General features: G+C 58.4%; 18 protein-coding genes. 1 reads left to right on the top strand and 17 read right to left on the bottom strand.

From position 1 onward, the window contains the following. Positions 1-5: 5 nt before the first annotated feature. The 17 genes from ACQRBV_RS26430 to exaC all read right to left on the bottom strand — a co-directional run bounded on the left by ACQRBV_RS26430 (position 6) and on the right by exaC (position 21,720). The gene (locus ACQRBV_RS26430) at positions 6-734 is read right to left on the bottom strand and encodes a TetR/AcrR family transcriptional regulator C-terminal domain-containing protein (RefSeq protein ID WP_411985476.1); all 729 of its coding nucleotides are present in this window, start codon (positions 732-734) and stop codon (positions 6-8) included. A 75-nt stretch (positions 735-809) separates the two neighbouring features. Continuing rightward, on the bottom strand, positions 810-2,081 hold the full coding sequence (locus ACQRBV_RS26435) for an aspartate aminotransferase family protein (RefSeq protein WP_411985477.1): 1,272 nt from the start codon (positions 2,079-2,081) through the stop codon (positions 810-812). Further along, positions 2,065-3,465 carry an amino acid permease gene (locus ACQRBV_RS26440; RefSeq protein ID WP_411985478.1) on the bottom strand — a complete coding sequence of 467 codons (1,401 nt, stop codon included), beginning with the start codon at positions 3,463-3,465 and terminating at the stop codon, positions 2,065-2,067. The genes ACQRBV_RS26435 and ACQRBV_RS26440 overlap by 17 nt, the downstream gene beginning before the upstream one ends. Positions 3,466-4,489: 1,024 nt before the next feature. Further along, positions 4,490-4,786, bottom strand: a complete 297-nt coding sequence (locus ACQRBV_RS26445) for a DCL family protein (protein ID WP_411985479.1) — start codon at positions 4,784-4,786, stop codon at positions 4,490-4,492. A gap of 26 nt (positions 4,787-4,812) precedes the next feature. Further along, entirely contained in the window at positions 4,813-7,413 is a 2,601-nt protein-coding gene (locus tag ACQRBV_RS26450; RefSeq protein WP_411985480.1) for a DEAD/DEAH box helicase, read from the bottom strand. Further along, positions 7,410-8,360, bottom strand: coding sequence for a HamA C-terminal domain-containing protein (locus tag ACQRBV_RS26455; RefSeq protein ID WP_411985481.1), 951 nt, complete (start codon positions 8,358-8,360; stop codon positions 7,410-7,412). The genes ACQRBV_RS26450 and ACQRBV_RS26455 overlap by 4 nt, the downstream gene beginning before the upstream one ends. 196 nt (positions 8,361-8,556) lie before the next feature. Further along, positions 8,557-10,971: a hypothetical protein gene (locus tag ACQRBV_RS26460; protein WP_411985482.1), complete on the bottom strand. Its 2,415-nt coding sequence runs from the start codon at positions 10,969-10,971 to the stop codon at positions 8,557-8,559. Continuing rightward, positions 10,968-11,897, bottom strand: coding sequence for a PIN domain-containing protein (locus tag ACQRBV_RS26465; RefSeq protein ID WP_411985483.1), 930 nt, complete (start codon positions 11,895-11,897; stop codon positions 10,968-10,970). Before ACQRBV_RS26465 ends, ACQRBV_RS26460 begins: the two co-directional genes overlap by 4 nt. A gap of 438 nt (positions 11,898-12,335) precedes the next feature. After that, the gene (locus tag ACQRBV_RS26470) at positions 12,336-13,106 is read right to left on the bottom strand and encodes a LexA family transcriptional regulator (RefSeq protein ID WP_411985484.1); all 771 of its coding nucleotides are present in this window, start codon (positions 13,104-13,106) and stop codon (positions 12,336-12,338) included. A 213-nt stretch (positions 13,107-13,319) separates the two neighbouring features. Next, positions 13,320-13,847 carry an inorganic diphosphatase gene (gene ppa / locus ACQRBV_RS26475; protein ID WP_003176323.1) on the bottom strand — a complete coding sequence of 176 codons (528 nt, stop codon included), beginning with the start codon at positions 13,845-13,847 and terminating at the stop codon, positions 13,320-13,322. Between the two features lie 109 nt (positions 13,848-13,956). Then, positions 13,957-14,772, bottom strand: coding sequence for a zinc-dependent peptidase (locus tag ACQRBV_RS26480; RefSeq protein WP_060754750.1), 816 nt, complete (start codon positions 14,770-14,772; stop codon positions 13,957-13,959). Positions 14,773-14,778: 6 nt separating this feature from the next. After that, on the bottom strand, positions 14,779-15,432 hold the full coding sequence (locus tag ACQRBV_RS26485; RefSeq protein WP_060754749.1) for a DedA family protein: 654 nt from the start codon (positions 15,430-15,432) through the stop codon (positions 14,779-14,781). 324 nt (positions 15,433-15,756) lie between these two features. Next, positions 15,757-16,215: a GNAT family N-acetyltransferase gene (locus ACQRBV_RS26490; protein WP_060754748.1), complete on the bottom strand. Its 459-nt coding sequence runs from the start codon at positions 16,213-16,215 to the stop codon at positions 15,757-15,759. An 89-nt stretch (positions 16,216-16,304) separates the two neighbouring features. Beyond that, positions 16,305-17,144: an ethanolamine ammonia-lyase subunit EutC gene (gene eutC, locus ACQRBV_RS26495; protein WP_104996073.1), complete on the bottom strand. Its 840-nt coding sequence runs from the start codon at positions 17,142-17,144 to the stop codon at positions 16,305-16,307. Next, entirely contained in the window at positions 17,141-18,535 is a 1,395-nt protein-coding gene (locus tag ACQRBV_RS26500) for an ethanolamine ammonia-lyase subunit EutB (protein ID WP_411985485.1), read from the bottom strand. The genes eutC and ACQRBV_RS26500 overlap by 4 nt, the downstream gene beginning before the upstream one ends. Positions 18,536-18,589: 54 nt before the next feature. Beyond that, complete coding sequence (gene eat / locus ACQRBV_RS26505; protein WP_411985486.1) at positions 18,590-20,023, bottom strand: ethanolamine permease; 1,434 nt, start codon at positions 20,021-20,023, stop codon at positions 18,590-18,592. 176 nt (positions 20,024-20,199) lie between these two features. Next, entirely contained in the window at positions 20,200-21,720 is a 1,521-nt protein-coding gene (exaC, locus tag ACQRBV_RS26510; RefSeq protein ID WP_104996070.1) for an acetaldehyde dehydrogenase ExaC, read from the bottom strand. 271 nt (positions 21,721-21,991) lie between these two features. Here exaC and ACQRBV_RS26515 point away from each other — a divergent pair, with 271 nt between their 5' ends. Next, a complete protein-coding gene (locus ACQRBV_RS26515; protein ID WP_244385024.1) occupies positions 21,992-23,923 on the top strand; it encodes a sigma-54-dependent Fis family transcriptional regulator in 1,932 nt (643 codons plus the stop codon). Positions 23,924-23,960 lie beyond the last annotated feature (37 nt).

The raw sequence follows: 23,960 nt of genomic DNA on the forward strand, positions 1-23,960 counted from the left end.
AATGATCAGCGGCGGGCAGCCAGGGTTTCCAGGCCGCAGAGGAGGGTGTCGACGTAGAACGTGAAGCTGTCATTCAGCGCCGCGTCGACACCATTTTGCCAACGCAGGCTGAAGCCGCGATTGCTCAATTGGTCCATGTTCTGCGCGAGCGTGGGGTGTTGCTCCGCGTCGACGGCCCGCAGGTTTTCCTGCACCTGGCGCTGCCAGGCAGCGGTGTTCTCCGGCAGGGGGGCGAACTCCAGTGTGGTGAACCCGGCGAGGGCGGCGATAAAGGAGTTATAGGCCCCAGCCAGGGAAGGGCCGCTGAAACCGGCCTGTTGCAACGCGGCCAACACGCCTTCGACCAACTTGAAATCCGTGCTGGCGTTGGACACCAATTGCGAACCCAGCAGTGGTGCGATATTCGGATGTCGGCGCACTGCGTCATGGCAGTTGACCATCGCCGCACGCAGATAATCCTGCCAGCGTTCCTGAGGCCCAGGCGCTACATTTTCCAGGACTTTGGCCAGCACTTCGCTTAACAACAACTCCCGCGACGAGACATACCAATAGATGGCCGTCGGGTATACGCCCAGGCTGCCGGCCAGGTTGCGCAGGCTGCATTTCTCCAGGCCCTCGCGGTCGATCAGCGTCAGTGCGGCGCTGATGATGGTGTCTTTGTTGAGTGGGTTTTTGGCCTCTTCGCCAGCGGCTTTTTTACGCCTGCCGCGTGGGTTTGCGGTTTTGCTGGTCATGGTCAGGGCTCCGGTTAAGCGACGGCGAAAGGATAGCGGTTCACCGATTCGCTGTCGCTCTTCCGGGGGGCGGCGTCAGTGGCCTGCGTAGCGCTCGACGAACAACTGCGTGGCCGTCACCAGTCGGTTCAGCTCGTGCTCGGTCAGGGGCAGGCTCAGGGCAAACAACCCGCGTCGCGCACTGTAGATCCCAGATTCGAGCAGGTGAAAGAAGAACAGATCACGCAGGTGGTTCTGGCCCGTCGGACTATCCGCAGGGCGCCTGATCGGCAAGCCGGTGGGATGCAGGTTCATCACCGAACCTTGTCCGGTAAATTGCATCGATACAGGTGTCAGCACCGCATTGAGTTGCTCGCGCAGCCGGTCGCCACGGGCGTTGAGTTTCAAGGCTGCGTCGCGGGTATACACCTGCTCCAATCCCGCGATCCCCGCCGCCATGGTCAGCACATTGTTGTTGAATGTGCCGGCGTGGGAGAGGCCGCCACGCCGAGGGTCAAACTGCGCCATGATCTCCTCTCGGCCGCCGAGTACGCCGCACGGCATGCCGCCGCCGAGGTACTTGCCCAGGGTGATCAGGTCGGGCGTGATCGCGAGTTTTTCCTGCAGGCCACCGGGGCCCAGGCGCGAGGTCATCACTTCGTCGAAGATCAGCAGCGTGCCATGGGCCTGGCTCCGCTCCCGCAACCCTTGGAGAAAACCCGGCGCGGCGCAGATACATCCACCCGCACCCAACATGGGCTCCACCAGGATCGCCGCAATGTCGACCTGCTCATGCAGCAGCCGCTCCACGCTGCCCAGGTCGTTATAGTCGGCCAGGTACACCCGGTGCGGCACATTCATCGGCGTGTTCGCCCCGGCAAAACTCAACACGCCACCGTGATAGCCGCCGTTGAAGGCGATGACGCCACTGCGCCCGGTGTAGGCTTTTGCCGCCGCCAGCGCGAGTAAATTCGCCTCGGTGCCGGAGTTGGTAAAGCGCACCTGCTCGATACAAGCGAAGCGCTCCACAATCAACGTCGCCAGGCGCGCCTCCCACTCCGTGTGGGCACTCAGGTTCAAACCGTTTGCCATGGCGCTCGCCAGGGCATGGGTGATGATCGGGTGGGAGTGCCCATACAGCGCTGCGGTGTATTCGGCCAGGAAGTCGACGTAGCGATGCCCGTCCAGGTCATCAAGAAAACACCCGCTGCCTCCCTTCATCACCAGTGGGAAGGGTTCATAAAACAACACCGACCGCGTATTCCCGCCAGGCATCACCCGCGCCGCCCAATCCAACTGGCGGGCACTGTTGGGGTTGGCGCGAATGTAGCGTTGGATGCAGCGCTCAAGCTCAAGCATTCCAGGCATCACTCACCCCCTTCTTCGACGCGGCGCGTTTCGGATACACCAGCATCAACAGCGCAAACCACGCCGCCGCCACATAAAACGCCGCGCGCGTCTCCGGGTCGCGGATCACCAGCACCGTCAGCACGCCCAGGTAACCCAGCACCAGCACACTGCTGACCTGGGGCCAGGGCAAGCGATAGTGCACCTCCTTCAATTCGTTGCGCCGCACCTTGCGGCGATAGGCCATATGCGCCGTGATAATCACCACCCACACCCAAATCAGCAAGCCCAGGATTCCGGTCATCAACAGGCTGAAAATGCTCTCCGGGATCCAGTAGTTGAGCAGCACGCCGACCAGCAAAATCGCGGTCGATACCATCAAGCAGCGGGCCGGCACCTGGCGTGGGCTCAACACCTGCAACTGGCGGGGCGCTTGCTGAAGATGCGACAGCGCAAACAACATCCGGCTGGTGGCAAACAGCCCGGTATTGCACGAAGACGCCAACGCACTGATCACCACGAAATTGATAAGCCCGGCGGCCATCCCCAGCCCGATACTGTCGAACACCATCACAAACGGGCTTTGCGCCGTATCGATCTGATTCCACGGATACAGCGCCATGATCACCGCCGTCGACCCGAGATAAAAAATCGCCATGCGCCACAGGATGCTGTTGATTGCACGCGGCAACGTACGCTGTGGCTGCGCCGTTTCCGCCGCCACCAAACCCACCACCTCAACCCCTGCAAAGGTAAATGCGGCGACAGGTACCGCGAACCAAAAGCCGCTCCAGCCATTCGGAAAAAAACCAGCATGCCGCCAGAGATTGGCCACCGAAGGTGCCGTCTGCGCCGAGGTTTCCAACTCAAACAACAGAATTACCAACCCCGCTACAATCAGCCCGACAATCGTCAACACCTTGATCAACGCCAGCCAGAACTCCACCTCGCCAAACGTCTTCACCGCAAACAGATTGATCACCATCAACATGCCCACGGTGACCAACGCCGGAATCCACTGCGGCAACTCCGGGTACCAATACTTCATCAGCAAACCAATCCCGGTGACCTCCAGCACCCCCACCAGAATCCAGATCATCCAATACGACCACCCCGTGATAAACGCCACCCGCGGCCCCAGAAACTCCTCCGCGTAGGTCGCAAACGACCCACTGCTGGGCCGATACAACGACAACTCCCCCAGCGCCCGCGCAATCAGATAAACCATCCCCCCACACAACGCATACGCCAGCAACAACGCCGGCCCCGCCGTGGCAATCGCCTTGCCCGAGCCCAAAAACAAGCCGGCCCCGATAATCCCGCCAATCGCAATCAGCATCACATGGCGCTCCTTGAGCGACCGCGCCAGGCCATGGTTGGAAGAGTGAAGCGGTGTTGTAGTCATCAGCATTCCCCGAGCTGCATTGCGCAGCAGTGGTTGACATGAATCCGGCTCAGGCCGGTTTTATTGTACGGTGTGCAATAAGCAGGTTTTGGGCCAGCGCAGAAGGGAGGCGGGGGTATTGGGGTTAAACGGTTTGTTTAGATATGCGTGTAGGACGTTTCGTCTGGCGTTTATCGGGTAAGGGCAAGGCGAGCAAGTGTCACCAGGGAACACAGGTGGGTGGGCGGAACACAGGGGCGAGAATGCGCTGATTTTCGAGGGCCAGCAGGGCGGGTCGCTTTCATTTGCGGGACGTTTCCGAGAGAATCCCAAGCGCATTGCGCCAGCGGGGATGGGTGACTAGGCTGCGGTTTGTCACTGCTTATTCAGTGATCGGGTTTAGTCGCCCGGATTCGTCTCCATCTGCTGTGTACGAAGCCCAACGCAAAAACGATCACCATCCGGCTAGATCACGATTCGGCTGAGGGAGCACTGGCAGCGCCACGTGGTCCGGCCAACTACTTTTCCGAGATCATCAAGCGTACCTTGGCAAAACTGGGCATCGAGACTGACCTAGCCTTTAACCTGGAATTCACCCATGGCAGCACGGAGAATCACCCTCTCCACATTCATGGGGCACTGTGTATTCCGGACGACAGGCTCAAGGAGGCTTCAGAGGCACTTCGGAAGGCGCTGGCGATGGGTTACAGACAGCGTACATTCTCATAGAAGCACCCCGGAGTGCGCACTGGTGCGCTGCCTACTGCATCAAAGAGTACACCGCTACGGCTGGTCGGCTTGAAGCTGAGCGAGACCGCAAAAGCCGTCCAGACCACGCCACCCAAAAGCTGACACAAGTGGCGAAGGTCTTCTACGAGGACATCAGTGCGTGGCTCAATTTGTGATGGCACGAAATCAGAGAACGCGAGGCCAATTGCCTCCGATCCAGCCCGGAATACGCAAGCCTCATAGCGAACGCTATGAGGCCATCAGGGCTTGGGTACATTCCTAAAACAGCGAGGCTAGCCCTGCATTTCCTTTGAGGCTAGCTACCGTGGATCGAACCTTTGATGGAGAATTTTTCGGTCGTTCCGTCAAGACGATTCACCCAGAAGCACTTAGTGCCGAAGTCAGCACTTCGAACACTGAAGTCGGTGATACCGCACCCAATTTTTTCGGTGGCCTTTGGATGATTCTCCAACGCCGCTCGCAATATCACCGCGTCGCCAGCATTGACACGATCACCTACGTCATACCGCTGTAGCATTTTCGTTAGGTGCGCGACTGCGTCCCCTCTCTTGGCGAATTGCAGTGGACCTAGGGTAATGGGCTTCGCGGGCATGTGTAACCTCCAATTCAGCGGTGGGATTATGTGGCAACGTCGTCAGGTAGCGCGAGACGCACGCGTACCTCGCGAATGATGATGGCTGGGATATCCATTGCATGGAGTTGCCCCACACGCTCGGAGATCCACGATACGCATTCCTCTTTGTTGAGGTCGTCGCGGGCAATTTTCTCGTACAAAGCGACCGCGCTCATTCGGGAGAGGCCGAGTTCCATGAGCGAGAGAAGGGTTGTCGATGAAACGCCGAACTCAAGTTGGGTTCCGATATCCAAACTGTCATCAATCAAGTCTTCACGGCCAATCTCGCGAAGATGCAGATGCAGCACATCCATATAAGCCGAAAAATACTTCGGTGCCTTGAAGCGTGCGATCTGCTCTACTAGTTCCATCGTTCCGCGGATAAGCTCCGGGAGTTTGAAAGACCGGCCCACATCTTGGTGCCATTCGATGCTATCGCGGATGATCCTCGCCAGCGAGTAACCCTTTAGCCATTTGAAGATGATCAACGCAAAAAGCTTGATGCGATTCTCAGGGGTGAAGGCGAGAAACAAGTGTTTGTTTATCCTCACCATAATAGTAATGAAGCGGTCGTAGCTGTCATTACTCGCAACCTCGGCCGGAAGCAGGTTTTCGACATCACCTGCGTAGGCGCGGAAAGCTTCGAGAAGACGCTGAAGGCCAACTGCGCTCACACCTGGGTGCCGAGCGGCTAAATCTACGTTGATTTCAATCTGCGTTACCAAGGCACCGAGAGCCTCGTCAAGCTTTGCTATAGACGCAGCGTCATGGCGTTTCGCGAGGCTTGCTGCTGATATAGAACCGAGTCGCATGAAGGTGGTGAGCAGATAGGCGCCAACCTGCTCGAACGTATCAGCATCTTCGATGCTGGACAGATCTGATTGTCCACGACGCAAGAGATAGTCCGCCATGCTGTCACCAAGTTCGAGAACAGCGTCGCTTTCCCGCTTAATGGGATAGCGTGCGCGGCTGGGAACTCCCGTGGGCCAAGCCTGCCTGTCCTCAGGATCGATGCAGATGATATTTCCTTGGAACTCGTCACCCCATCGGCCCGCGCGTCCAGCCAAATTCCAGAAATCGTGCGGTTCCATCGGGTGTCCCTTCCCTTTGCGAGGTCCGCGCACCACGATTGTGCGACACGACAGGTTCACGCCTTCGATCAAAGTTGAAGTGCATACAAGGAAGCGAAGCTTCCCCGTCCGAAATAATCGCTCTATCTCTAGCCTGAGCAACGACGGCATGTTGCCATAGTGGAACGCGACCCCTAGCTCAACTAAAGGTGCAAGGCGGAAATCCTGATGCACGCCCTTCCGAGCAAGCTCAGCGAGCTGTGAGAGCTCCCAATCGATGAATCCAAGGTTGGGTAAGAGCTGGCTAATGAGATCCGCGACATCTTCCGCCTCACTAGCACCATTCGTGTAGACGAGCGTACCACCTCTCTCTCCGGCAGCTGCGGCGATAAACGCAAGGCGCTTTTTTAGTCCATCCGGCGTGCTCGCGAGCTGAAGTGTTCCTACAGGAAGTGTCGAACCCTGCTGCCGAAGAGTAAGCGTCCAGAGCTTCGATTTTCGCGGCATCTGGGTGGCGATCATCAGATTCTGAAGGACCGTGGAGGAGTCGCTATCAACAGCGATGGTCTGCACGCCAACAGGCGCATCCATAAGCAACTCTTCCGGGTTTTGGGTCGCGGGGCTTAAAAATACAGCCTTCAACTTAGGATTTGCACGGGTAGCCCGCTCTACCGCATCCTGCAAAATTACACCACGCTGGTTATCACCGATCTTGTGCGCCTCGTCCACAATAAGTAGGTCGATAGAGAACATATCGTTGAGCACATTCGCAAGAAGGTGCAGCCGTTCCTGCGTGAACACAAGAATCACCCGCGCGCCGCCAGTGCGAGCAGCTTTGTACTTATCGGCAAGAGGAAGGGACGATACCTCAATTAGCTCGGTATTACCGAGAAGTCCCTTGAGGTTGTTCTCTATCTCAGAGACCAGCGCGCGGGTTGGGGCGAGATAGACCGCTACCCGAGTCCCGCCCGTAATCACTTGGTCTATCAGCCACTGAAGTACAAGAAACGTCTTGCCCGAGGCTGTAGGTGCTGATGCCGAAAGCCAGCGGTTACCGGCCGCATTGATCCAAAAGCGTTGCTGAAAGTCGTTTACCTGTAGCCAGACGCCGCTAGATTGCACCAGGATGGAACGGTCCATTTCACGACGCTGAGCTTCGAGGCGCAAAGCAACACCCAACCGTCCGTCAAGACCGGATTCCACCAAGCCCCGATCGGTGGCTAATGCGATAGCCCGGAAGTTTGAGAGCTTGCCCAAAAGTACAGCACCTGCGTCTTTGAATGCCTGATCGTCCGTCAATGAAATTGCAGCAGTTGCAATTCGGAGTGCTGCTTCTTGATCGCCCCTTTGATCCGATCGCGCCAGAATGCTGCCAGCGAGTAACAACCTGGGCCAATCAATAACTGAAGCTGTCGGTGCGGAAAGGTCGAGCACCAAATTATCGAGTTCATTGCGCACGGTGAGTCGAGTGACCGCATCGAGATCTTCCCGAATACCCTCTTGGAGAAGCCACGATTGGAGGTTGGCGAGGCTCATTCGTCCTTAATCCCCATCGCCTTGAGGAATGCGGCGCGGAAACCTTCGGCCGATGGCAGAGGTAAACAGAACACCTCGATTTCCATCTGCTCAAGCTTCTCGAGCTTAAGCCGATTTCCGATGCTTTTACTCCAACTAGTTAGTTCCGCGCGGGATGCTTTAACGATCTCTTCCGCAACCCCTTTCGCATCACCTTTGGGATAGAATGGTGCGTCGAAGCCCACAAGGGCGACACCGCAATACTGGACCCGGTTAGACATAACTGACGACTTATCAAAATACTTTTTGAGTGCATCGGTGAGTACTGGATTACTAAGATCCGCCTTATCACTCAGGAGTATCAGATCACTTTCCCGTTCCGCTTCTTCGTGTTCGGGCTCGATCAGGAAGGGGGCGAGGGAATTGAAGCAGTCGCGAATCGCAGAACTCGCATCCCCGTAGACTTTCGATTCGCCCCAGTAGAGTTTCAAGATACCTTCCGGTGTCACGCCCGCATACACTCCATCCGCGCCGTGATAGTGCATACGATTATCCGTCTTGAGATCCATCTTGCAGAGAATCTGTGGCAGCTTGAGGAAGCGCTCCGCCAGCAGAAACAACAGCATCTCTCCACCTTCACCGGTGTTTGTCAAATCAGTAAACGAGCGCTTGGCCCGCTCAACGAGCTCGGCGACTGCCTCGGTGCTGTTGAACCTACGATCCCGGGCTTTCGCCTCAGCGAGCTTCGAGCGCGGGATCGCATAATCAGCAACGGCGTTCCGCATGAACTCTGCTAACCGACGTGGTTGAACACGGCCGTTACCATCCACCGAAAGACAGTGACAGTGAATCTTGACCAAATGTCCGTCAATGAGTACGTCACGTTCTACGAGCTCAAGGTGAACCTCAAGCGCTTCCGGATCTCCTGTAAGAGCAGATTCGAGATCGATGGGAGTGATGGTTGACAAGTGGCCTCCATGGCATCTACCCGGTTGCCTTCAGACGGGTATTAGCAGCAAATGTAACCGCCCGCGCTTCCGTAGTCCACGGGCTCGCTAACGCACAAACACTTAAACCAGGTTGCGATCATTCGATTCGCCGCCCCTGGCACATTCACAGCCAAATTACTAAGCCGGCAGGTTTTTTAGCTGCCTTGAGCCACTCTCAGTCCTCATTTGGGTCGCTGCCGTATTGGTATTTGCGAAGCTCAATGCTTCGAACTGCGCGCGCTCTTTCCTGCTCAATCAGACTCTGGAGGCCTTCTGTAAGCCATCCGGCAAACCTCTGGACTCGCTCGTTCTCGTCGTTCATCCAGCACGACACCTGCTGTAGCTTGCTTTTATACGCCTCAACCATGCCGTACTCGCCACCCACGACGCCCGTGGACTCGATCGCGGCAGCAACTTCATTCCAAGTCCTGGATTGTTCAGGCACTGCTTTAATGATCTCCTTGCAAACATCCAAGATTGCAGGCGAGCCTTCATAGATGCGCAGAATGCCAATGACGAACTCAATGTCATTATCATTACCCGACTTTACGTATTGCAGCATCGGCTCTTCCAGAGTGGTCGTAAACTCAGGAAATGCCGATTTGACGGTCCGCGCTCCGCGATAGCTAAACATGTAACGATCTTCAGAGTCGAAGTCGACTCGAGTAGCCGCCAACAGCGCCTCTGGCGCCAGCGCAAGCAGCTCGTTCAGCTTAGTAAGCTGAAAGGGCATGGCTTCAAACCTGTCTTGAGTACCGTCATCGGTCTCGTGCTTTCGCTTAGCTAAAACTCGAGCGTGTTTGAGGCGGCCAATTAAAAAGTCGATAAGCGCTTGGAGATCGTGCTTCCCGATTTCATAGAGAACGTTCTCAGCCTGATAGTCTATCTCTGGCAGCGATGTCAAAGAGGCAAGCACCTCGGCGCGCTCACTCGGCTCCATTGTGCTAAGCAGCGCTTTGAATTCCCGGCTGAACCAGATCACGCTAGCCCAACTGGTGTCATCGCGCTTAGCAAGCTCTCGCAGGGTGTGCATGAAGATAGACTTAGCACCCATCTCACCTTCGGCATAAACGCTCGCCGCCACGCCCAGCACCTCGATCATGGCTCCCTGGTCATCGAGCGCAGCAGCGCGACCAGCAACCTCTGTCAGCACCTGTAAGCGTGAAGCGCCCACCTTATACAAAGACTTGGCAATCTTTGACAAATGCTTTCCGGCTTCAATCCAGCGATTCACGATCGCCTCAATATGGTTCGGCGTCGTACTGGCCCAGAGACCACGCATTAGTGCGATGAGAAAGGGCGCCATGGCTTCTTCGTGGTCGGTGAGAAGCTCCAGCGCAAGATCGGATCTCTCCTTTCCGATGGACTCCAAAAAGTCGTAGTAAACCGGAAACATCGCCAGGTCATTCGACCTTGTCTTCGAGAACTCTAAGATCCGATCACGCCACATGACATAGCTGGCTTCATTGATCTCCGAGAGATATTGACGGGCGGCCGCACGCCGCTTGTTATCGCTATAGTCCCAGGCTTGCTCAGAGCGCTTCAGCTCTTCCCAATCTCCGAAAATGCCCTCAAAGCCGATTAGCTGCTTGTAGACTTGGTACTCAGAATGCTCGGCGAGCTCATCACGAATCTCCAGCGCCTTGCTTTTGATTGCTTGAGAAGCTCCATGGTAATAGTCCCAGTAAGCTAGGTGCTCTATCTTCTGCACCAAGGGCAACTCCTCAGTCCCCACCAGGCTACGCATGAAATCAAGCACCATGATCGCGTCCCGCTCGAACATGGCAGAAGTTTCGGCGTGGTCAATGGGGCCTTCACGCCGCGTTGCTGAGTCCAGAGTCAGCAGAACCTGCTTACGGTGTTCAACTGAAGTGTCGAGCCCAAAGATTCGCTGAGCCAGGCAGATGGCGGCAAGGCGCATGTCGGCAACGCCGCCATAGTTCGCGATCGAGCCACGCCGGATCGTGACGCTTTGGTACGACCAGGATGTCCCTTCCAGGGTTGGAGAGAGCACTATGCCAAGCACCCGAAGGATGATGTTCGCGTTGGCCAGCAAAGCCTCGTTATGAAGTCCGTCGAGGTGCGAGACTATACGCGCCTGAGGCTCTGCACCCAGAGGGCGATCTCCGTAGAAGACGTCCAAGTCGAATGTCGCGAGCGACTCAAGCGCCCGATCGGCCTTGGCCTTAATTTCCTTGTCAGCGACACGCGACATCTCCAGTAGGAAGTCCACCACCTGTTCCGTGTGCAGGTAGCGAACTTTCTCGGCAACATCGATGGCATCACGGGTCAAGCTCTCAGTAGAGCGATAGCGAAGCCTACTGCCGGAGATCGGCGATCCATCCTGGGTCAATGTTCGATTTGGCAGTGAGCGCACAAATGCCTGGAGCAATGGCAGCGTCGCCATGTGGAACCTGGTAACCAATACAGCAAGTATCTTCAGAGAATCCGATAGCTCGTCGTAGTCGGTGCTCTTCTGGAGCGCTGCCTCTATGCGGTTGAATTCGTCGCTTAGGCGTTGATCTACGGCTGCGGACTTGATGTCTACGAGCTTCGAAAGCGCCGCTAGACGCAACTCAGAGTTGCTCATCCTGTGATCCTCAGTAGCACGTTGGTGACTGTATCCGTCGCCGCTGCCTGCCTTGCTAGAGTTCGGCTTGTGGGTATGAAGTGCGTGTCGGCGTCTTTAAGCCTGCCGGACAGCACCAGCGTGCGGGCTTCATGCTCAGCGATGTCGCGATTGAAGCCTGCCGCCTCAAGCGCGGAAAAAAGTGTTTCCTTGGAGGGGATATCGAGCGTCTCAATCAATCCCAACACAATGACGTCCAAATCCTTGAATTCCGGGCTGCGGAGCTGATCGAGAGGGACAGGAGCCTCCTCAACAGCAGGTCGCTGTATGGGGGCGACGGCGGTTGCTTGCTCAATGTCATCAAGGAGAGTCTGGACATCTTGGTAGACCCTTAAGCCTTCCTTCTCAAAGGCATTGGTGAGTTTGTTGTCGCCGACCAGTGCACAATGCTGGCCATTTCTGGTCTTGATCTCGACCCCTGCTTCAAGAATCCATGAATCGGGGATGTCCTTGCGCCTGGCTTCACGTTCCTCCCTCGGATTGAAGGGCGGATCTACTTTGAAATACCTGCCCCATGCATTGGCTGCGTGTGCCTTGGATATCTCAATAACCTCGATTTTGTTGAGCTCCACAAAATGGCTGAAAGTCGCTCTTGAATTACGCTCAACGTCTTCAGCATTCCATAGCTCTATATGGGCCTCCGCTAGACCCTCCACCAGCAAACCTTGCATGCCGCGCAGCAGCTTGGCGTACTTCGTCCTTATTTCCTCAACTGCCTGTACATGCTTTTCAAACTGGGCGGTCCGTTCCTCTTCCAGAACAATGTGCGGGATGTAGATTTTCAGCTTGCCCATTTGGGACTGCAGCAGAAGGCGCTTGAAGTCTGGGTGCTGGAAGGGAAGCCTGCGCAGCATGCTGGTGTCGATGATGAGGTGGAAGACATCCATAGTCGGCGAAGCCTGATAGAGAGGGATCGATGCCGGACATTAAGGGACCCGAGTTCGTTCGAGTCAAGATCATGAGTCGCTGCGGTCTTTTGGTGTGGCGGTTAGGGATTCCGTCAGAAAGTCGCTGGTGAAGCGACTGCTGTTATTGCTAGGCGCAAGAAAAGTATGGGCTGGGGTATGGGCTGGAGAGTGGCAGGGTGGTAGAACCCCGGATTTGCCCGATTTTTACAGGCATTAAAAAGCCGGCTTGTGGCCGGCTTCTCGGGGACTGCCTCAGCTTGTTTTTGACAAACCTCAGCAGCCTTCAAATCGCTCAGCCAACATCGCGTCTGGCTGAATAGTAGGGGCATCCGCGGGAACTCCTCCGCTTCGCCTGGCAGGGTGTGTGGCTGAAAGCCTCCCCTGCCCAATGTGCCGCGCATGATACCCACATTCACCTCAATTGCCCACCTCCGGTTCCGATTTAGAGCCTTCCCAGCCCAAAAGCTGGTCATCCAGAGGCACGGGTGGGCGGCGGTTGTTGAGGGTGGACCACCAGAATACCCAGCCCACGATCTGGAAGTTCTGTTCGAAGCGTTGTTCGTAGGTGAGGTATTCGTCGGGGTGTTCGGCGGCGTTGTGGCTGCGCATGCGCAGGCCGCCGCCGGGGCGGTTGTAGAGGTATTTGATGCGTAGCATACCGTCGTGTTCGACGGCGTAGATTTCGCCGTCGATGATTTGGGTGCGGCCACGGTCGACGGCGAGGGTGGCGCCTTGTTGGATGATCTCGATCATGCTGTTGTCGACCATGTAGGCGCCACAGGCGCGGTCAGGGTTTACTGTGAGGAGGTCGAGGGTGTGCCGGGAGACGCGGATGCGTTCGGTGGAGGTGAATGTGGGGTGGAGGGGGATCTCCACGTCGAGTTTTTCTGCAGGGCAGGCCGGGCCTGTGAGGTATTTGCCGCTGTCTTCGCGGGTGAGTGCAGTCCTTGCAGTGGGGCCGTCCAACAGGAAGTTGGCCGGTGGATGTTTGGGGCCCAGGCCGGTGTTCAGCCACCGGCTGGAGACGCATAACAGCTCTGCGATCTCGTTGAGTCGGCCCATGGGGACGCCGCGCTTGAACCAGTTGTTCACGTGCTGAGGCGTGACGCCGCGGTTCTTGGCGAAGTCGGAGGCGGAAAGATGAACTTCCCGTAATAGCGCTTTTAAACGATCACCTGATGTATTCATAAACGCAGAGTTTACTGGCCGGGAAAACTAATCAAATAAACTATGCGTTGAATTGCGCCTGTAGGCTTTTACTGGGTTGTAGCCGGATTTTTCTATAGTTCCAAGTTATTAAACAGGGTTAGTTGTTAGTTGAACTTGGTGTTTAATTTTATGCATAAAAAAGCCCCGAATAGTCGGGGCTTTTTGTATTGCCGAAGCAATGAAGAACCGGTATCAGCCTTTGTAGGCGGCAACCGACTTCATGATCTCGGCGCGGGCGGCGTCTGCGTTGCCCCAACCGTCGATCTTCACCCATTTGCCTTTTTCGAGGTCTTTGTAGTTCTCGAAGAAGTGCTTGATCTGTTCCAGCAACAGTGGTGGCAGGTCGGTGTATTCCTTCACGTCCACATACAGCTGGGACAGCTTGTCGTGGGGTACTGCGATAACTTTGGCATCGCCGCCGCCATCGTCGGTCATGTTCAGGATGCCGACCGGGCGTGCACGGATAACCGAGCCTGGGGTCACCGGGTAAGGGGTTACCACCAGCACGTCGAGGGGGTCACCGTCGTCAGCCAGAGTGTTGGGGATGAAACCGTAGTTGGCCGGGTAGAACATTGGGGTGGCCATGAAACGGTCAACGAACAGGCAGTCGCTGTCTTTGTCGATTTCGTATTTGATCGGCGCGTGGTTGGCCGGAATCTCGATGGCGACGTAGATGTCGTTCGGCAGGTCTTTGCCAGCCGGAATCTTGCTGTAGCTCATTGGGCGTTGCCCCCGTTAATTGGCCAAGAAACTTGGCCGGATTGGCCTAAAAGTGGCGGCGATTATAGGCATATTCTGACGCTGATGCCATGCGCCAGACGTCGTAAGCTCATTCGCCGTGCGGCGAGTAGCGCGGGTCATGGGCTTGTAGCCGGACCAGGCGTTCCAGCGGGTCCTGGCGGTAAAAACGGCTGAGTTGCGCGTATACCTGCGGATAATGGCTGACCAGTAAATCCGGGGCACTGAAGAAATATTCGCTGGTGACGGCGAAGAACTCCGCCGGGTTTTCGGCGGCGTAGGGGTCGATCTCGGTTTCGGCGTCCGGGTTGGCGTCCAGCTGGCGATTGAGGTCATCAAACGCGCTTTGCATCACGCTGGCCCATTCCTGCACGCGCATGTCGTGATGCAGCGGCGGCAGGCCGTTGGCGTCGCCGTTGAGCATGTCGAGTTTGTGCGCCAGTTCGTGGATCACCAGGTTGTAGCCTTCCCAATTGCCGCTGGCCAGGACGCCGGGCCAGGCGAGGATCACCGGGCCTTGTTGCCAGGCCTCGCCGCTGTGTTCGCCGTCCCATTCATGCTCGACGCCGCTGGCATCGCGATGGCGCTGCGGGCTCAGGAAGTCATCGGGGTATAGCACGATTTCATGGAAGCCCTGGTACCAGTCCAGGTCTCCCAGGTTCATCAAGGGCAGTTGCGCCTGGGCGGCGAGCAGCAGGCGTTGTTCCTGATGCAGTTCGACGCCGGGCAGGGCGGTGAGGTGCTTTTCGGCGAGGAACACCACGCAGGCTTCGCGCAGCCACTGGTCTTGCTCGGCGCTGATGCCGTCGAGGAAGGTCAGGTGGTGGCGCACCCGCTGCCAGGTGTCATCGGCAATCGGGTGCTTGGCCAGCAGGCGCCGGCGACGCCAGGCGCTGAGGGACCACATCGGTGATCAGGGCTTGGCTTCGGAGGAAGCGTTGCCGAAGCGGCTGCGGATCACGCCGATGATCATCGGCACCAGCGACAGCAGAATGATGAACACCACCAGCAACGACAGGTTTTTCTTGATAAAGGGCACGTTGCCGAAGAAGTAACCCAAGGTCACCAGGCCACCGACCCAGATTACGGTGCCGAACACGCTGAACCCGAAGAAGCGAGGGTAAGGCATCTTGGCGATACCGGCGACGAACGGTGCAAAGGTGCGCAGGATCGGCAGGAAACGCGCCAGGGTCACGGTTTTGCCGCCGTGCTTGTCGTAGAAATCGTGAGTCTTTTGCAGGTAGTCGCGGCGGAAGATCTTCGAGTTCGGGTTACTGAACAAGCGTTCTCCTGCCGTTCGTCCGATCACATAGTTGGTGCTGTCCCCCAGGATCGCCGCCAACATCAACAGGCCGGCCAGCAACACCGGGTCCATGCCGCCACCTGCGGCGACGGCGCCGGCGATGAACAGCAGCGAATCACCTGGCAGGAAGGGCATGACCACCAGGCCGGTTTCACAAAAAATAACCAGGAACAAAATGGCGTAGATCCACACACCGTAGTTTTTCACCAGCATGTCGAGGTACACGTCGAGATGCAGGATAAGGTCAAGCGGGTTGAAATCCATGAAAGGCACCTGTGTGAATGGCCCGGCTCAGCAGGCCAGTGCGGGGGGCTACGGTTAAGTTGGGCTACAAGCTTATGTCGTGATTCTTACAACCGAAAGAGGCCCGCATTATACGGATCGGCAAGTGAAAAGCGTGTTGGTTTTGTAGCGGGGGATGTCGCGATTATCAAAGCTATACATCAATCCAGATGTGGGGGATGTGGGAGGGGGCTTGCTCCCGATAGCGGTAGGTCGGCCAATCAATGTATCGACTGATACTGCGCTATCGGGAGCAAGCCCCCTCCCACAGGTCAACTTCCACAGGTGATTGAGGGTGTTCTGCGGTCAGTCTTCACTGATCGGCAATACATAGTTCTTGAACTCGGTGTCTTCACGAAACCCGATCGACTCGTAGGTCTTCTGCGCCACCTTATTGTCACTGCTGGTGGATACTCGCAGCCGCACCGCCTGGGTTTCCTTGGCCATCTTCTTCGCCGTGCGCATCAGGTTGTCCGCCACCAGTTGTCGGCGGGCGTCTTCGGCGACGTAGATGTCGTTGAGAATCCACACGCGCTTGAGCGACAACGACGAAAAGCTTGGGTACAGCTGGCAGAACCCGAGCAGTTTCTTGTCGTCGTCATCCGCCAGGGCCAGATAGATCACCGACTCCTTGCGCCGCAGGCGCTTTTCCAGGAAGTTTCGCGAGGAGTCCGGGAACGGCAATGCGCCGTAGAATTCGCGGTATTTGACGAACAGGGGCGTCAGCAGGTCCAGGTGTTCCAGGGTCGCTTGAGTAATCCGCATGTCAGGCCTCGACGTCAAATGGGGGGATGACCACGCAAGCGGCCGTGACTCGATGCTGCCTAATGGCGCTAAAAAGCGCAATCATGCGGCTATCGGTCATCCGCTGGGCTAAGCAGGAAATTCCCTTTCATCAGGTCCGGATCATCCGACTCGATGGTCTGAACCTGCGCCTCGTCCTTGAGGTTGACGCCCGACAGTTGCCGGCGGCACGCCTCTTTCATCAAGTAAAGCAGGCGATGAGCCGCCATGCCGTAACTGAGCCCCTCCAGGCGCACATTCGAGATGCAATTACGGTAAGCGTCGGTGAGGCCTACCTTGGGGTTGTAGGTGAAATACAGCCCCAGGCTGTCTGGCGAGCTTAGCCCTGGACGTTCGCCGATCAGGATCACCACCATCTTGGCGCCGAGCAATTGGCCGATTTCGTCGGCCACCGCCACACGGCCCTGTTCCACCAGAATGACGGGAGATAAAGACCAGCCTTCGGCGTGGGTCTGTTCTTCCATGCGCGTCAGAAATGGCAGCGTGTGTTTATGCACCGCCAGCGCCGACAAACCATCCGCGACCACCACGGCCAGGTCGACCCCGCCAGGGTGGGCGCTCGCGTAGTCGCGCAACTGTTGCGCCGAGTCATCGCTCAGGCGTCGCCCCAGGTCCGGGCGTTGCAGGTACATATGCCGGTCGACGGCGGCGCTGTGCAGCAACAGGCTGTCACGGCCACGTTCGGCCAGTTGGCGGCTCAGGCCGGCGTGGTCGAAGGGCAAGTGCACCGCGTCACGCGCCTGGGCGTGGGCGAATTGAAAATCCAGCTGCGCCTGGGTGGGAATGCTGGTGCCGGTGCGGCCCAGCGCAATGCGCGCCGGCGTCAGGCGGCGCAGTTCCAGCCAGGGGTTGTCGGGGAGTTCTACGGGTTGCACAGGCGGCTCCTTCATCCCAATTGCGCCAAGGCGTGGCGAAACGCTGGTGGCAGGCTGTTGCCGAAGTGCACCTTGCCGTCGGCTTGCGTGAAGATGCCCATTTTCGCCAGCCACTGTTCAAACTCCGGTGCCGGTTTCAGCCCTAGGGTCTGGCGGGCGTACAAGGCATCGTGGAACGAGGTGGTCTGGTAGTTGAGCATGATGTCGTCGGAGCCCGGGATGCCCATGATGAAGTTGATCCCGGCCACACCCAGCAGGGTCAGCAGGGTGTCCATGTCATCCTGGTCGGCTTCGGCGTGGTTGGTGTAGCAGATGTCGCAGCCCATCGGCACGCCCAGCAATTTGCCGCAGAAGTGATCTTCGAGGCCGGCGCGGATGATCTGTTTGCCGTTGTACAGGTACTCCGGGCCGATAAATCCTACGACTGTGTTGACCAAAAACGGCTTGAAATGCCGCGCCACGGCGTAGGCACGGGTTTCGCAGGTTTGCAGGTCCACGCCAAAGTGTGCGTTGGCCGACAAGGCACTGCCCTGGCCGGTTTCGAAATACATCAGGTTCTGGCCCAACGTGCCGCGGTTCAGGCTCAGGCCTGCGTCGTAACCTTCCTGCAGCACGCTCAGGCTGATGCCGAAACTGGCATTGGCCGCCTCGGTACCGGCAATCGACTGAAACACCAGGTCCAGCGGCACGCCACGGTTGATCGCCTCGATGGAGGTGGTGACATGGGTGAGCACGCAGGCTTGGGTGGGGATTTCGTAGCGTTGGATGATCGCGTCGAGCATTTCCAGCATGGCGCAGATCGAGGCGATGCTGTCGGTGGCCGGGTTGATGCCGATCATGGCGTCGCCATTGCCATAGAGCAGGCCATCGAGAATGCTCGCGGCGATGCCCGCCGGTTCATCCGTCGGGTGGTTGGGCTGCAGGCGGGTGGATAAGCGCCCGCGCAGGCCCAGGGTGCCGCGAAACTTTGTGACCACGCGGATCTTCTGCGCCACCAGCACCAGGTCCTGCACGCGCATGATCTTCGATACGGCGGCGGCCATTTCGGGTGTCAGCCCTGGCGCCAGGGCGCGTAGGGATTGTTCATCGGCGGCCTCGCTGAGCAGCCAATCGCGCAGGCCGCCGACGGTCAGGTGGCTGACGGCGGCAAACGCCTGTTGATCATGGGTGTCGATGATCAGCCGGGTGACTTCATCGCTTTCATACGGGATCAGCGCTTCCTGCAGAAAGTGCTTCAGCGGGATATTCGCCAGCGCCATCTGCGCGGCCACCCGTTCACCGTCGTTCTGCGCGGCCACGCCGGCAAGAAAGTCCCCGGAGCGTGCAGGGCTGGCCTTGGCCATCACGTCCTTGAGGCTGTCGAAGCGGTAGGTTTGCGTACCCACCGCGTGAGAAAAACTTGCCATACAGTGTCTCCTTGGCGGCACGGGCAAGGCGCCCGCGCCGAGGTTTACGGCATTTCAGTGCAAGGCGGCTTCTGCGGCCTGGATCGCCGCGAATTCCTCTTCCGGCGTGCCTGCTACCAAGTGATGCCGGCTGTAGAAAGCAAAGTAAGCAATTAATACTCCATAGATGATCGCGGCGCCAATGACGACGCGAGGGTCGACCAGAAAGCCCGCCACCACGGCCACGCAGGCCAGCACCAAGGCGACACCCGAGGTAAAGATCCCGCCCGGTGTGCGGTACGGACGGTCCATTTTGGGGCGGCGGATGCGCAAGGTGATGTGCGCGGCCATCATCAGTACGTAGGAAATGGTCGCGCCAAACACCGCCACCAGAATCAGCAAATCACCTTGGCCGGTCAGCGACAGGCCAAAGCCGATGATGCCGGGGATCACCAAGGCAAAGACCGGTGCTTTGCTTTTGGTGGTCTGGGACAGTTTGCGCGGCAGGTAACCGGCGCGGGACAAGGCGAAGATCTGCCGCGAATACGCGTAGATGATCGAGAAAAAGCTGGCGATCAGCCCGGCCAGGCCGACCAGGTTGACGAAGCCGCCCATCCAGGTCGAACCGCCGTAGGACAGCGCCAGCGCTTCAACCAGCGGGTTACCCGACTTGATCAGCGCATAAGTGCCCGCGCCGCCCGGTGCAATGACCAGAATCAGCAAGGCGAAACTGGTCAGCACCACAATGGCGCCGATCAGGCCCCGAGGCAGGTCGCGCTTGGGGTTCTTGGTTTCCTCGGCGGCCAGGGGCACGCCCTCTACGGCGAGGAAAAACCAGATCGCATAGGGAATCGCCGCCCACACCCCGACGTAGCCGAAGGGCAGGAAGGTGCTGGCGCCCTTGGCTTGCGTCACTGGGATATCCAGCAGGTTGGCGATGTTGAAGTGCGGCGCCATCGACACCAGGAACACCCCCAGGGCAATGGCCGCAATGGCGGTGATCACAAACATCAGCTTCAGGGCTTCGCCCACGCCGAAGATGTGGATGCCGATAAAGAGGATGTAGAACGCGAGGTAAATAATCCAGCCGCCAATGCCGAACAGCGACTCGCAATAAGCCCCGATAAACACCGCGATGGCGGCGGGCGCAATGGCGTATTCAATCAGGATGGCGGTGCCCGTAAGGAACCCGCCCCAAGGGCCGAAGGCACTGCGTGCAAACCCGTAGCCGCCGCCGGCGGTGGGGATCATCGAGGACAGTTCGGCCAGGGAAAAACACATGCACAGGTACATGGTGGCCATCAGCAATGTCGCCAGGAACATGCCGCCCCAGCCACCTTGGGCCAGGCCGAAGTTCCACCCGGCGTAGTCGCCGGAGATGACATAGGCAACACCAAGGCCGACCAGCAGCACCCAGCCGGCGGCGCCTTTTTTCAGTTCGCGTTGTTGGAAGTATTCGGAGTCGACTTTTTCGAAGTCGACGGAAGAACTCGTGGGTTCGCTAGGCATGGGAAGTACCTTCCATTCTTATTGTTTTTAACTCGGCCTCTGTGTGCCGAATGTGGGAGGGGACTTGTTCCCGATAGCGGTGTATCAGGCAACAGGGGTGCGAATGAAACACCGCAATCGGGAGCAAGCCCCCTCCCACAGTTGAGTGCATTTCAAATGCAGGAGAAGGGTATTAGTTAGAAAAAGCCCAACGGATTAATGTCGTAACTGACCAGCAGGTTTTTAGTCTGCTGGTAGTGATCCAACATCATCTTGTGCGTTTCGCGGCCCACGCCGGATTTCTTGTAACCGCCAAACGCGGCATGCGCCGGGTACAGGTGGTAGCAGTTGGTCCACACGCGACCGGCCTTGATCGCCCGGCCCATGCGGTAGGCGCGGTTGATGTCGCGGGTCCATACACCGGCCCCCAGGCCGAACTCGGTGTCGTTGGCAATGGCCAGGGCTTCGGCTTCGTCCTTGAAGGTGGTGATGCTCACCACCGGGCCGAAGATTTCTTCCTGGAACACGCGCATCTGGTTATTGCCCTTGAGCAGGGTCGGTTGGATGTAATAGCCGCCGGCCATGTCGCCGCTGAGCTGCTCGACCTTACCGCCGGTCAGCAGTTGCGCACCTTCGCCCTTGGCGATATCCAGGTAGGACAGGATCTTGTCGAACTGCTGCTCGGACGCCTGGGCGCCGACCATGGTGTCGGTGTCCAGCGGGTCGCCCCGTTTGATCTGTTCGATCTTCTTCATCACCACCTTCATGAAGTCGTCGTAGATCGACTCTTGCACCAGCGCCCGCGACGGGCAGGTGCACACTTCACCTTGGTTGAAGAACGCCAGCACCAGGCCTTCGGCGGCTTTTTCGATAAACGAAGGCTCGGCCTTCATGATGTCTTCGAAGAAGATGTTCGGCGACTTGCCACCCAGTTCAACGGTGGACGGAATAATGTTGGTGGCCGCTGCATGCATGATGTGCGAGCCCACCGGCGTGGAACCGGTGAAGGCGATCTTGGCGATGCGCTTGCTGGTGGCCAGCGCTTCGCCGGCTTCTTTGCCGAAGCCATGCACCACGTTCAGCACGCCCGGCGGCAGCAGGTCCCCGATCACTTCCAGCAGCACGTTGATCCCCAGCGGGGTTTGCTCGGCAGGCTTGAGCACCACGCAGTTGCCGGCGGCCAGGGCCGGGGCGAGTTTCCACGCGGCCATCAGCAGCGGGAAGTTCCACGGGATGATCTGGCCGACTACGCCCAGGGGCTCGTGGAAGTGGTAGGCGGCGGTGTGTTCGTTGATTTCGGCGCTGGTGCCTTCCTGGGCGCGGATGCAGCCGGCGAAGTAGCGGAAGTGGTCGGCGGCCAGCGGGATGTCGGCGTTGAGGGTTTCACGCACGGCCTTGCCGTTGTCCCAGGTTTCGGTGATGGCCAGCAGTTCGAGGTTCTGCTCGATGCGGTCGGCGATTTTCAGCAGCACCAGCGAGCGGTCCTGGGCCGAGGTCTTGCCCCAGGCGTCGGCGGCGGCATGGGCGGCGTCCAGCGCCTTGTCGATGTCTTTGGCAGTGGAACGGGGGAATTCGGCGATAGGCTTGCCGTTGACCGGCGAGGTGTTGGTGAAATAGTTGCCCTCGACAGGCGCAACGAATTCGCCACCAATGTAGTTGCCGTACTTGGCCTTGAACGAAACGATCGCGCCTTCAGTACCGGGGTGTGCGTAACGCATGGTGGGTATCTCCTGGCTTTTATGTTTATTGGAGTGCAGCGCAAAGCGCTTGATAAAGCGTAGAGCAAAGGTTGGGCCACTGCTGCGCGAGCCAGGCAAATCAAGGGGTTAGGGTTTGTTGCAAGGCGTTGCTGTGACGTACCTGGTACAGGCGGTGTGACAGTTTGTGCCACGCGCGATACAGCCTGTGACCGGTGAGTCTGCCCGGGATTGCAATGGTCGGATGGCTGGGGGATGCTGGCTGTTCTCACGCAGGGAGAATAATAAGAACATGCACAACGATCATTTCAGTCGCCATGCCCAGCAAGTCTTGACCGTCACCCGTGGGCAAGACCTTTCCCAGGGCCCGGGCAGCGACCCGTCCATCGCCCGCTCCTGGCTGCGTTGCCTGGAGGACTATCACCTCGACCCCGCCCAGACCCTCGCCCCCACCGTGCTTGAACACGGCCGCCTGCTGGAAAGCCGCGAACGCCTGCAACAAGTGCTGCACATTGCGGGCAGCGAGATGAACAGCCTGCACCAGCAATTATCGGGCGCCGGCCATGCCGTGCTGCTCACCGATGCACGCGGGGTGATCCTTAACTGCGTCACCGCGCCGTCCGAGCGCAAGATTTTCGAGCGCGCCGGGTTGTGGCTCGGCGCCGATTGGAGCGAGGCCTGTGAGGGCACCAATGGCATCGGCACCTGCCTGGTGGAGCGCCAGTCCCTGACCATTCACCGCGATGAGCATTTTCGCGGCCGTCATACCGGGCTGACCTGCTCGGCGAGCCCGGTGTTCGACCCGCAAGGTGAATTGCTCGCGGTGCTGGATGTGTCATCTGCGCGGGAGGCGGTGTCGCGCCAGAGCCAGTTCCACACCATGGCACTGGTGAACCTGTCGGCGAAGATGATCGAGAGCTGCTATTTCCTGCGGCATTTTGAACATCACTGGCTGTTGCGTTTTCACCTGCAAGCCGAGTCGGTGGGGCTGTTCAGCGAAGGGCTGGTGGCGTTCGATGGGGACGGGCGTATCTGTGCGGTCAATCAGAGCGCATTGAACCTGCTGGGGCAGGGGCGCAGTGGCCTGTTGGGGCAGCCGGTGGAAGCCTATTTCGACTGCTCCCTGGACCAGATGCTTGGGCGGGCCAGCGCCAATGCCACGGCCAGTTGGCCGCTGCGCACCCGTGATGGCCGGCAGTTGTTCGCCGCCGTGAGGGGGCAGTCGCGCAGCGTACCGGTCGCCATGCCGGTTCCTGCGGTGAAGACCGAGCCGCCTCGCCAACCGGGGATCTGCCTGGGCGATCCGGCCCTGCAAAACGATTTTCGCAAGGCGCTGCGGGTTTTCGAGCGCGACGTACCGTTGCTGGTCAGCGGTGAAACCGGGTCCGGCAAGGAAGCGTTCGCCAAGGCCGTGCACCAGGCCAGTCAGCGCGCCGATAAAGCCTTTATCGCCCTCAACTGTGCGGCCATCCCGGAAAGCCTGATTGAAAGTGAACTGTTTGGTTATCGTGCCGGCAGCTTCACGGGTGCCCGTAAGGAAGGCATGCAGGGCAAGTTGCAACAGGCCGACGGGGGCACGCTGTTCCTCGATGAAATCGGTGACATGCCGCTCGCGTTGCAATCGCGGCTCTTGAGGGTGCTGGAAGATCGCATGGTGGTGCCCCTGGGCGGCGAGCCCCAGGCGGTGAATGTCAGAATTGTCAGCGCCACGCACCGCAATCTGATTGAGCGCGTGCAGGAAGGCAGCTTTCGAGAGGACTTGTACTATCGACTGAACGGCCTGGAAGTTTCTTTGCCCGCAGTGCGTGAGCGCAGTGATAAAGAGCAGTTGCTGGCGTTTGTGCTGGAGCAGGAAGCCAGCGGGCAGCCGGTTTCGCTGCACGCCGCAGCGCGCCAGGCACTGTTGGCGTACGCCTGGCCGGGCAATGTGCGGCAGTTGCGTACGGTGTTACGCACGTTGGTCGCGTTATGCGATGACGAATGGATCGGCCTGGATGACTTGCCCGCCATGATTCGCCAGGCGTCAACGCGCCAAGGCGTGGCGGATGTGCCGTCCCGCTCGATGCTGGAGGATGCCGAGCGCCTGGCGTTGGTCAGCGTCCTGGAACAACAGCGCTGGCAGATGACCCGTGCCGCCGAGCAGTTGGGGGTCAGCCGTAATACCCTCTATCGAAAGTTGCGTAAGTATGGCGTCGAGTTGCGTATTAAACGTGAACAGGGGTAATTATGTAGTTTCTACTGTGTGTGGATATGTGGAACTG

The organism is Pseudomonas sp. R11F (assembly GCF_050312575.1).
GTDB lineage: Bacteria > Pseudomonadota > Gammaproteobacteria > Pseudomonadales > Pseudomonadaceae > Aquipseudomonas > Aquipseudomonas palleroniana.

Coding starts and splice junctions, on each gene's coding strand:
- ACQRBV_RS26485 (WP_060754749.1), bottom strand. CDS start 15,432: ATGGATTTCAACCCGCTTGACCTTATCCTGCATCTCGACGTGTACCTC.
- ACQRBV_RS26515 (WP_244385024.1), top strand. CDS start 21,992: ATGCACAACGATCATTTCAGTCGCCATGCCCAGCAAGTCTTGACCGTC.
- ACQRBV_RS26470 (WP_411985484.1), bottom strand. CDS start 13,106: ATGAATACATCAGGTGATCGTTTAAAAGCGCTATTACGGGAAGTTCAT.
- ACQRBV_RS26435 (WP_411985477.1), bottom strand. CDS start 2,081: ATGCCTGGAATGCTTGAGCTTGAGCGCTGCATCCAACGCTACATTCGC.
- ACQRBV_RS26460 (WP_411985482.1), bottom strand. CDS start 10,971: ATGAGCAACTCTGAGTTGCGTCTAGCGGCGCTTTCGAAGCTCGTAGAC.
- ACQRBV_RS26450 (WP_411985480.1), bottom strand. CDS start 7,413: ATGAGCCTCGCCAACCTCCAATCGTGGCTTCTCCAAGAGGGTATTCGG.
- ACQRBV_RS26430 (WP_411985476.1), bottom strand. CDS start 734: ATGACCAGCAAAACCGCAAACCCACGCGGCAGGCGTAAAAAAGCCGCT.
- ACQRBV_RS26445 (WP_411985479.1), bottom strand. CDS start 4,786: ATGCCCGCGAAGCCCATTACCCTAGGTCCACTGCAATTCGCCAAGAGA.
- ACQRBV_RS26480 (WP_060754750.1), bottom strand. CDS start 14,772: ATGTGGTCCCTCAGCGCCTGGCGTCGCCGGCGCCTGCTGGCCAAGCAC.
- ACQRBV_RS26500 (WP_411985485.1), bottom strand. CDS start 18,535: ATGGCAAGTTTTTCTCACGCGGTGGGTACGCAAACCTACCGCTTCGAC.
- exaC (WP_104996070.1), bottom strand. CDS start 21,720: ATGCGTTACGCACACCCCGGTACTGAAGGCGCGATCGTTTCGTTCAAG.
- eat (WP_411985486.1), bottom strand. CDS start 20,023: ATGCCTAGCGAACCCACGAGTTCTTCCGTCGACTTCGAAAAAGTCGAC.
- ppa (WP_003176323.1), bottom strand. CDS start 13,847: ATGAGCTACAGCAAGATTCCGGCTGGCAAAGACCTGCCGAACGACATC.
- ACQRBV_RS26490 (WP_060754748.1), bottom strand. CDS start 16,215: ATGCGGATTACTCAAGCGACCCTGGAACACCTGGACCTGCTGACGCCC.
- ACQRBV_RS26465 (WP_411985483.1), bottom strand. CDS start 11,897: ATGGATGTCTTCCACCTCATCATCGACACCAGCATGCTGCGCAGGCTT.
- ACQRBV_RS26440 (WP_411985478.1), bottom strand. CDS start 3,465: ATGACTACAACACCGCTTCACTCTTCCAACCATGGCCTGGCGCGGTCG.
- eutC (WP_104996073.1), bottom strand. CDS start 17,144: ATGAAGGAGCCGCCTGTGCAACCCGTAGAACTCCCCGACAACCCCTGG.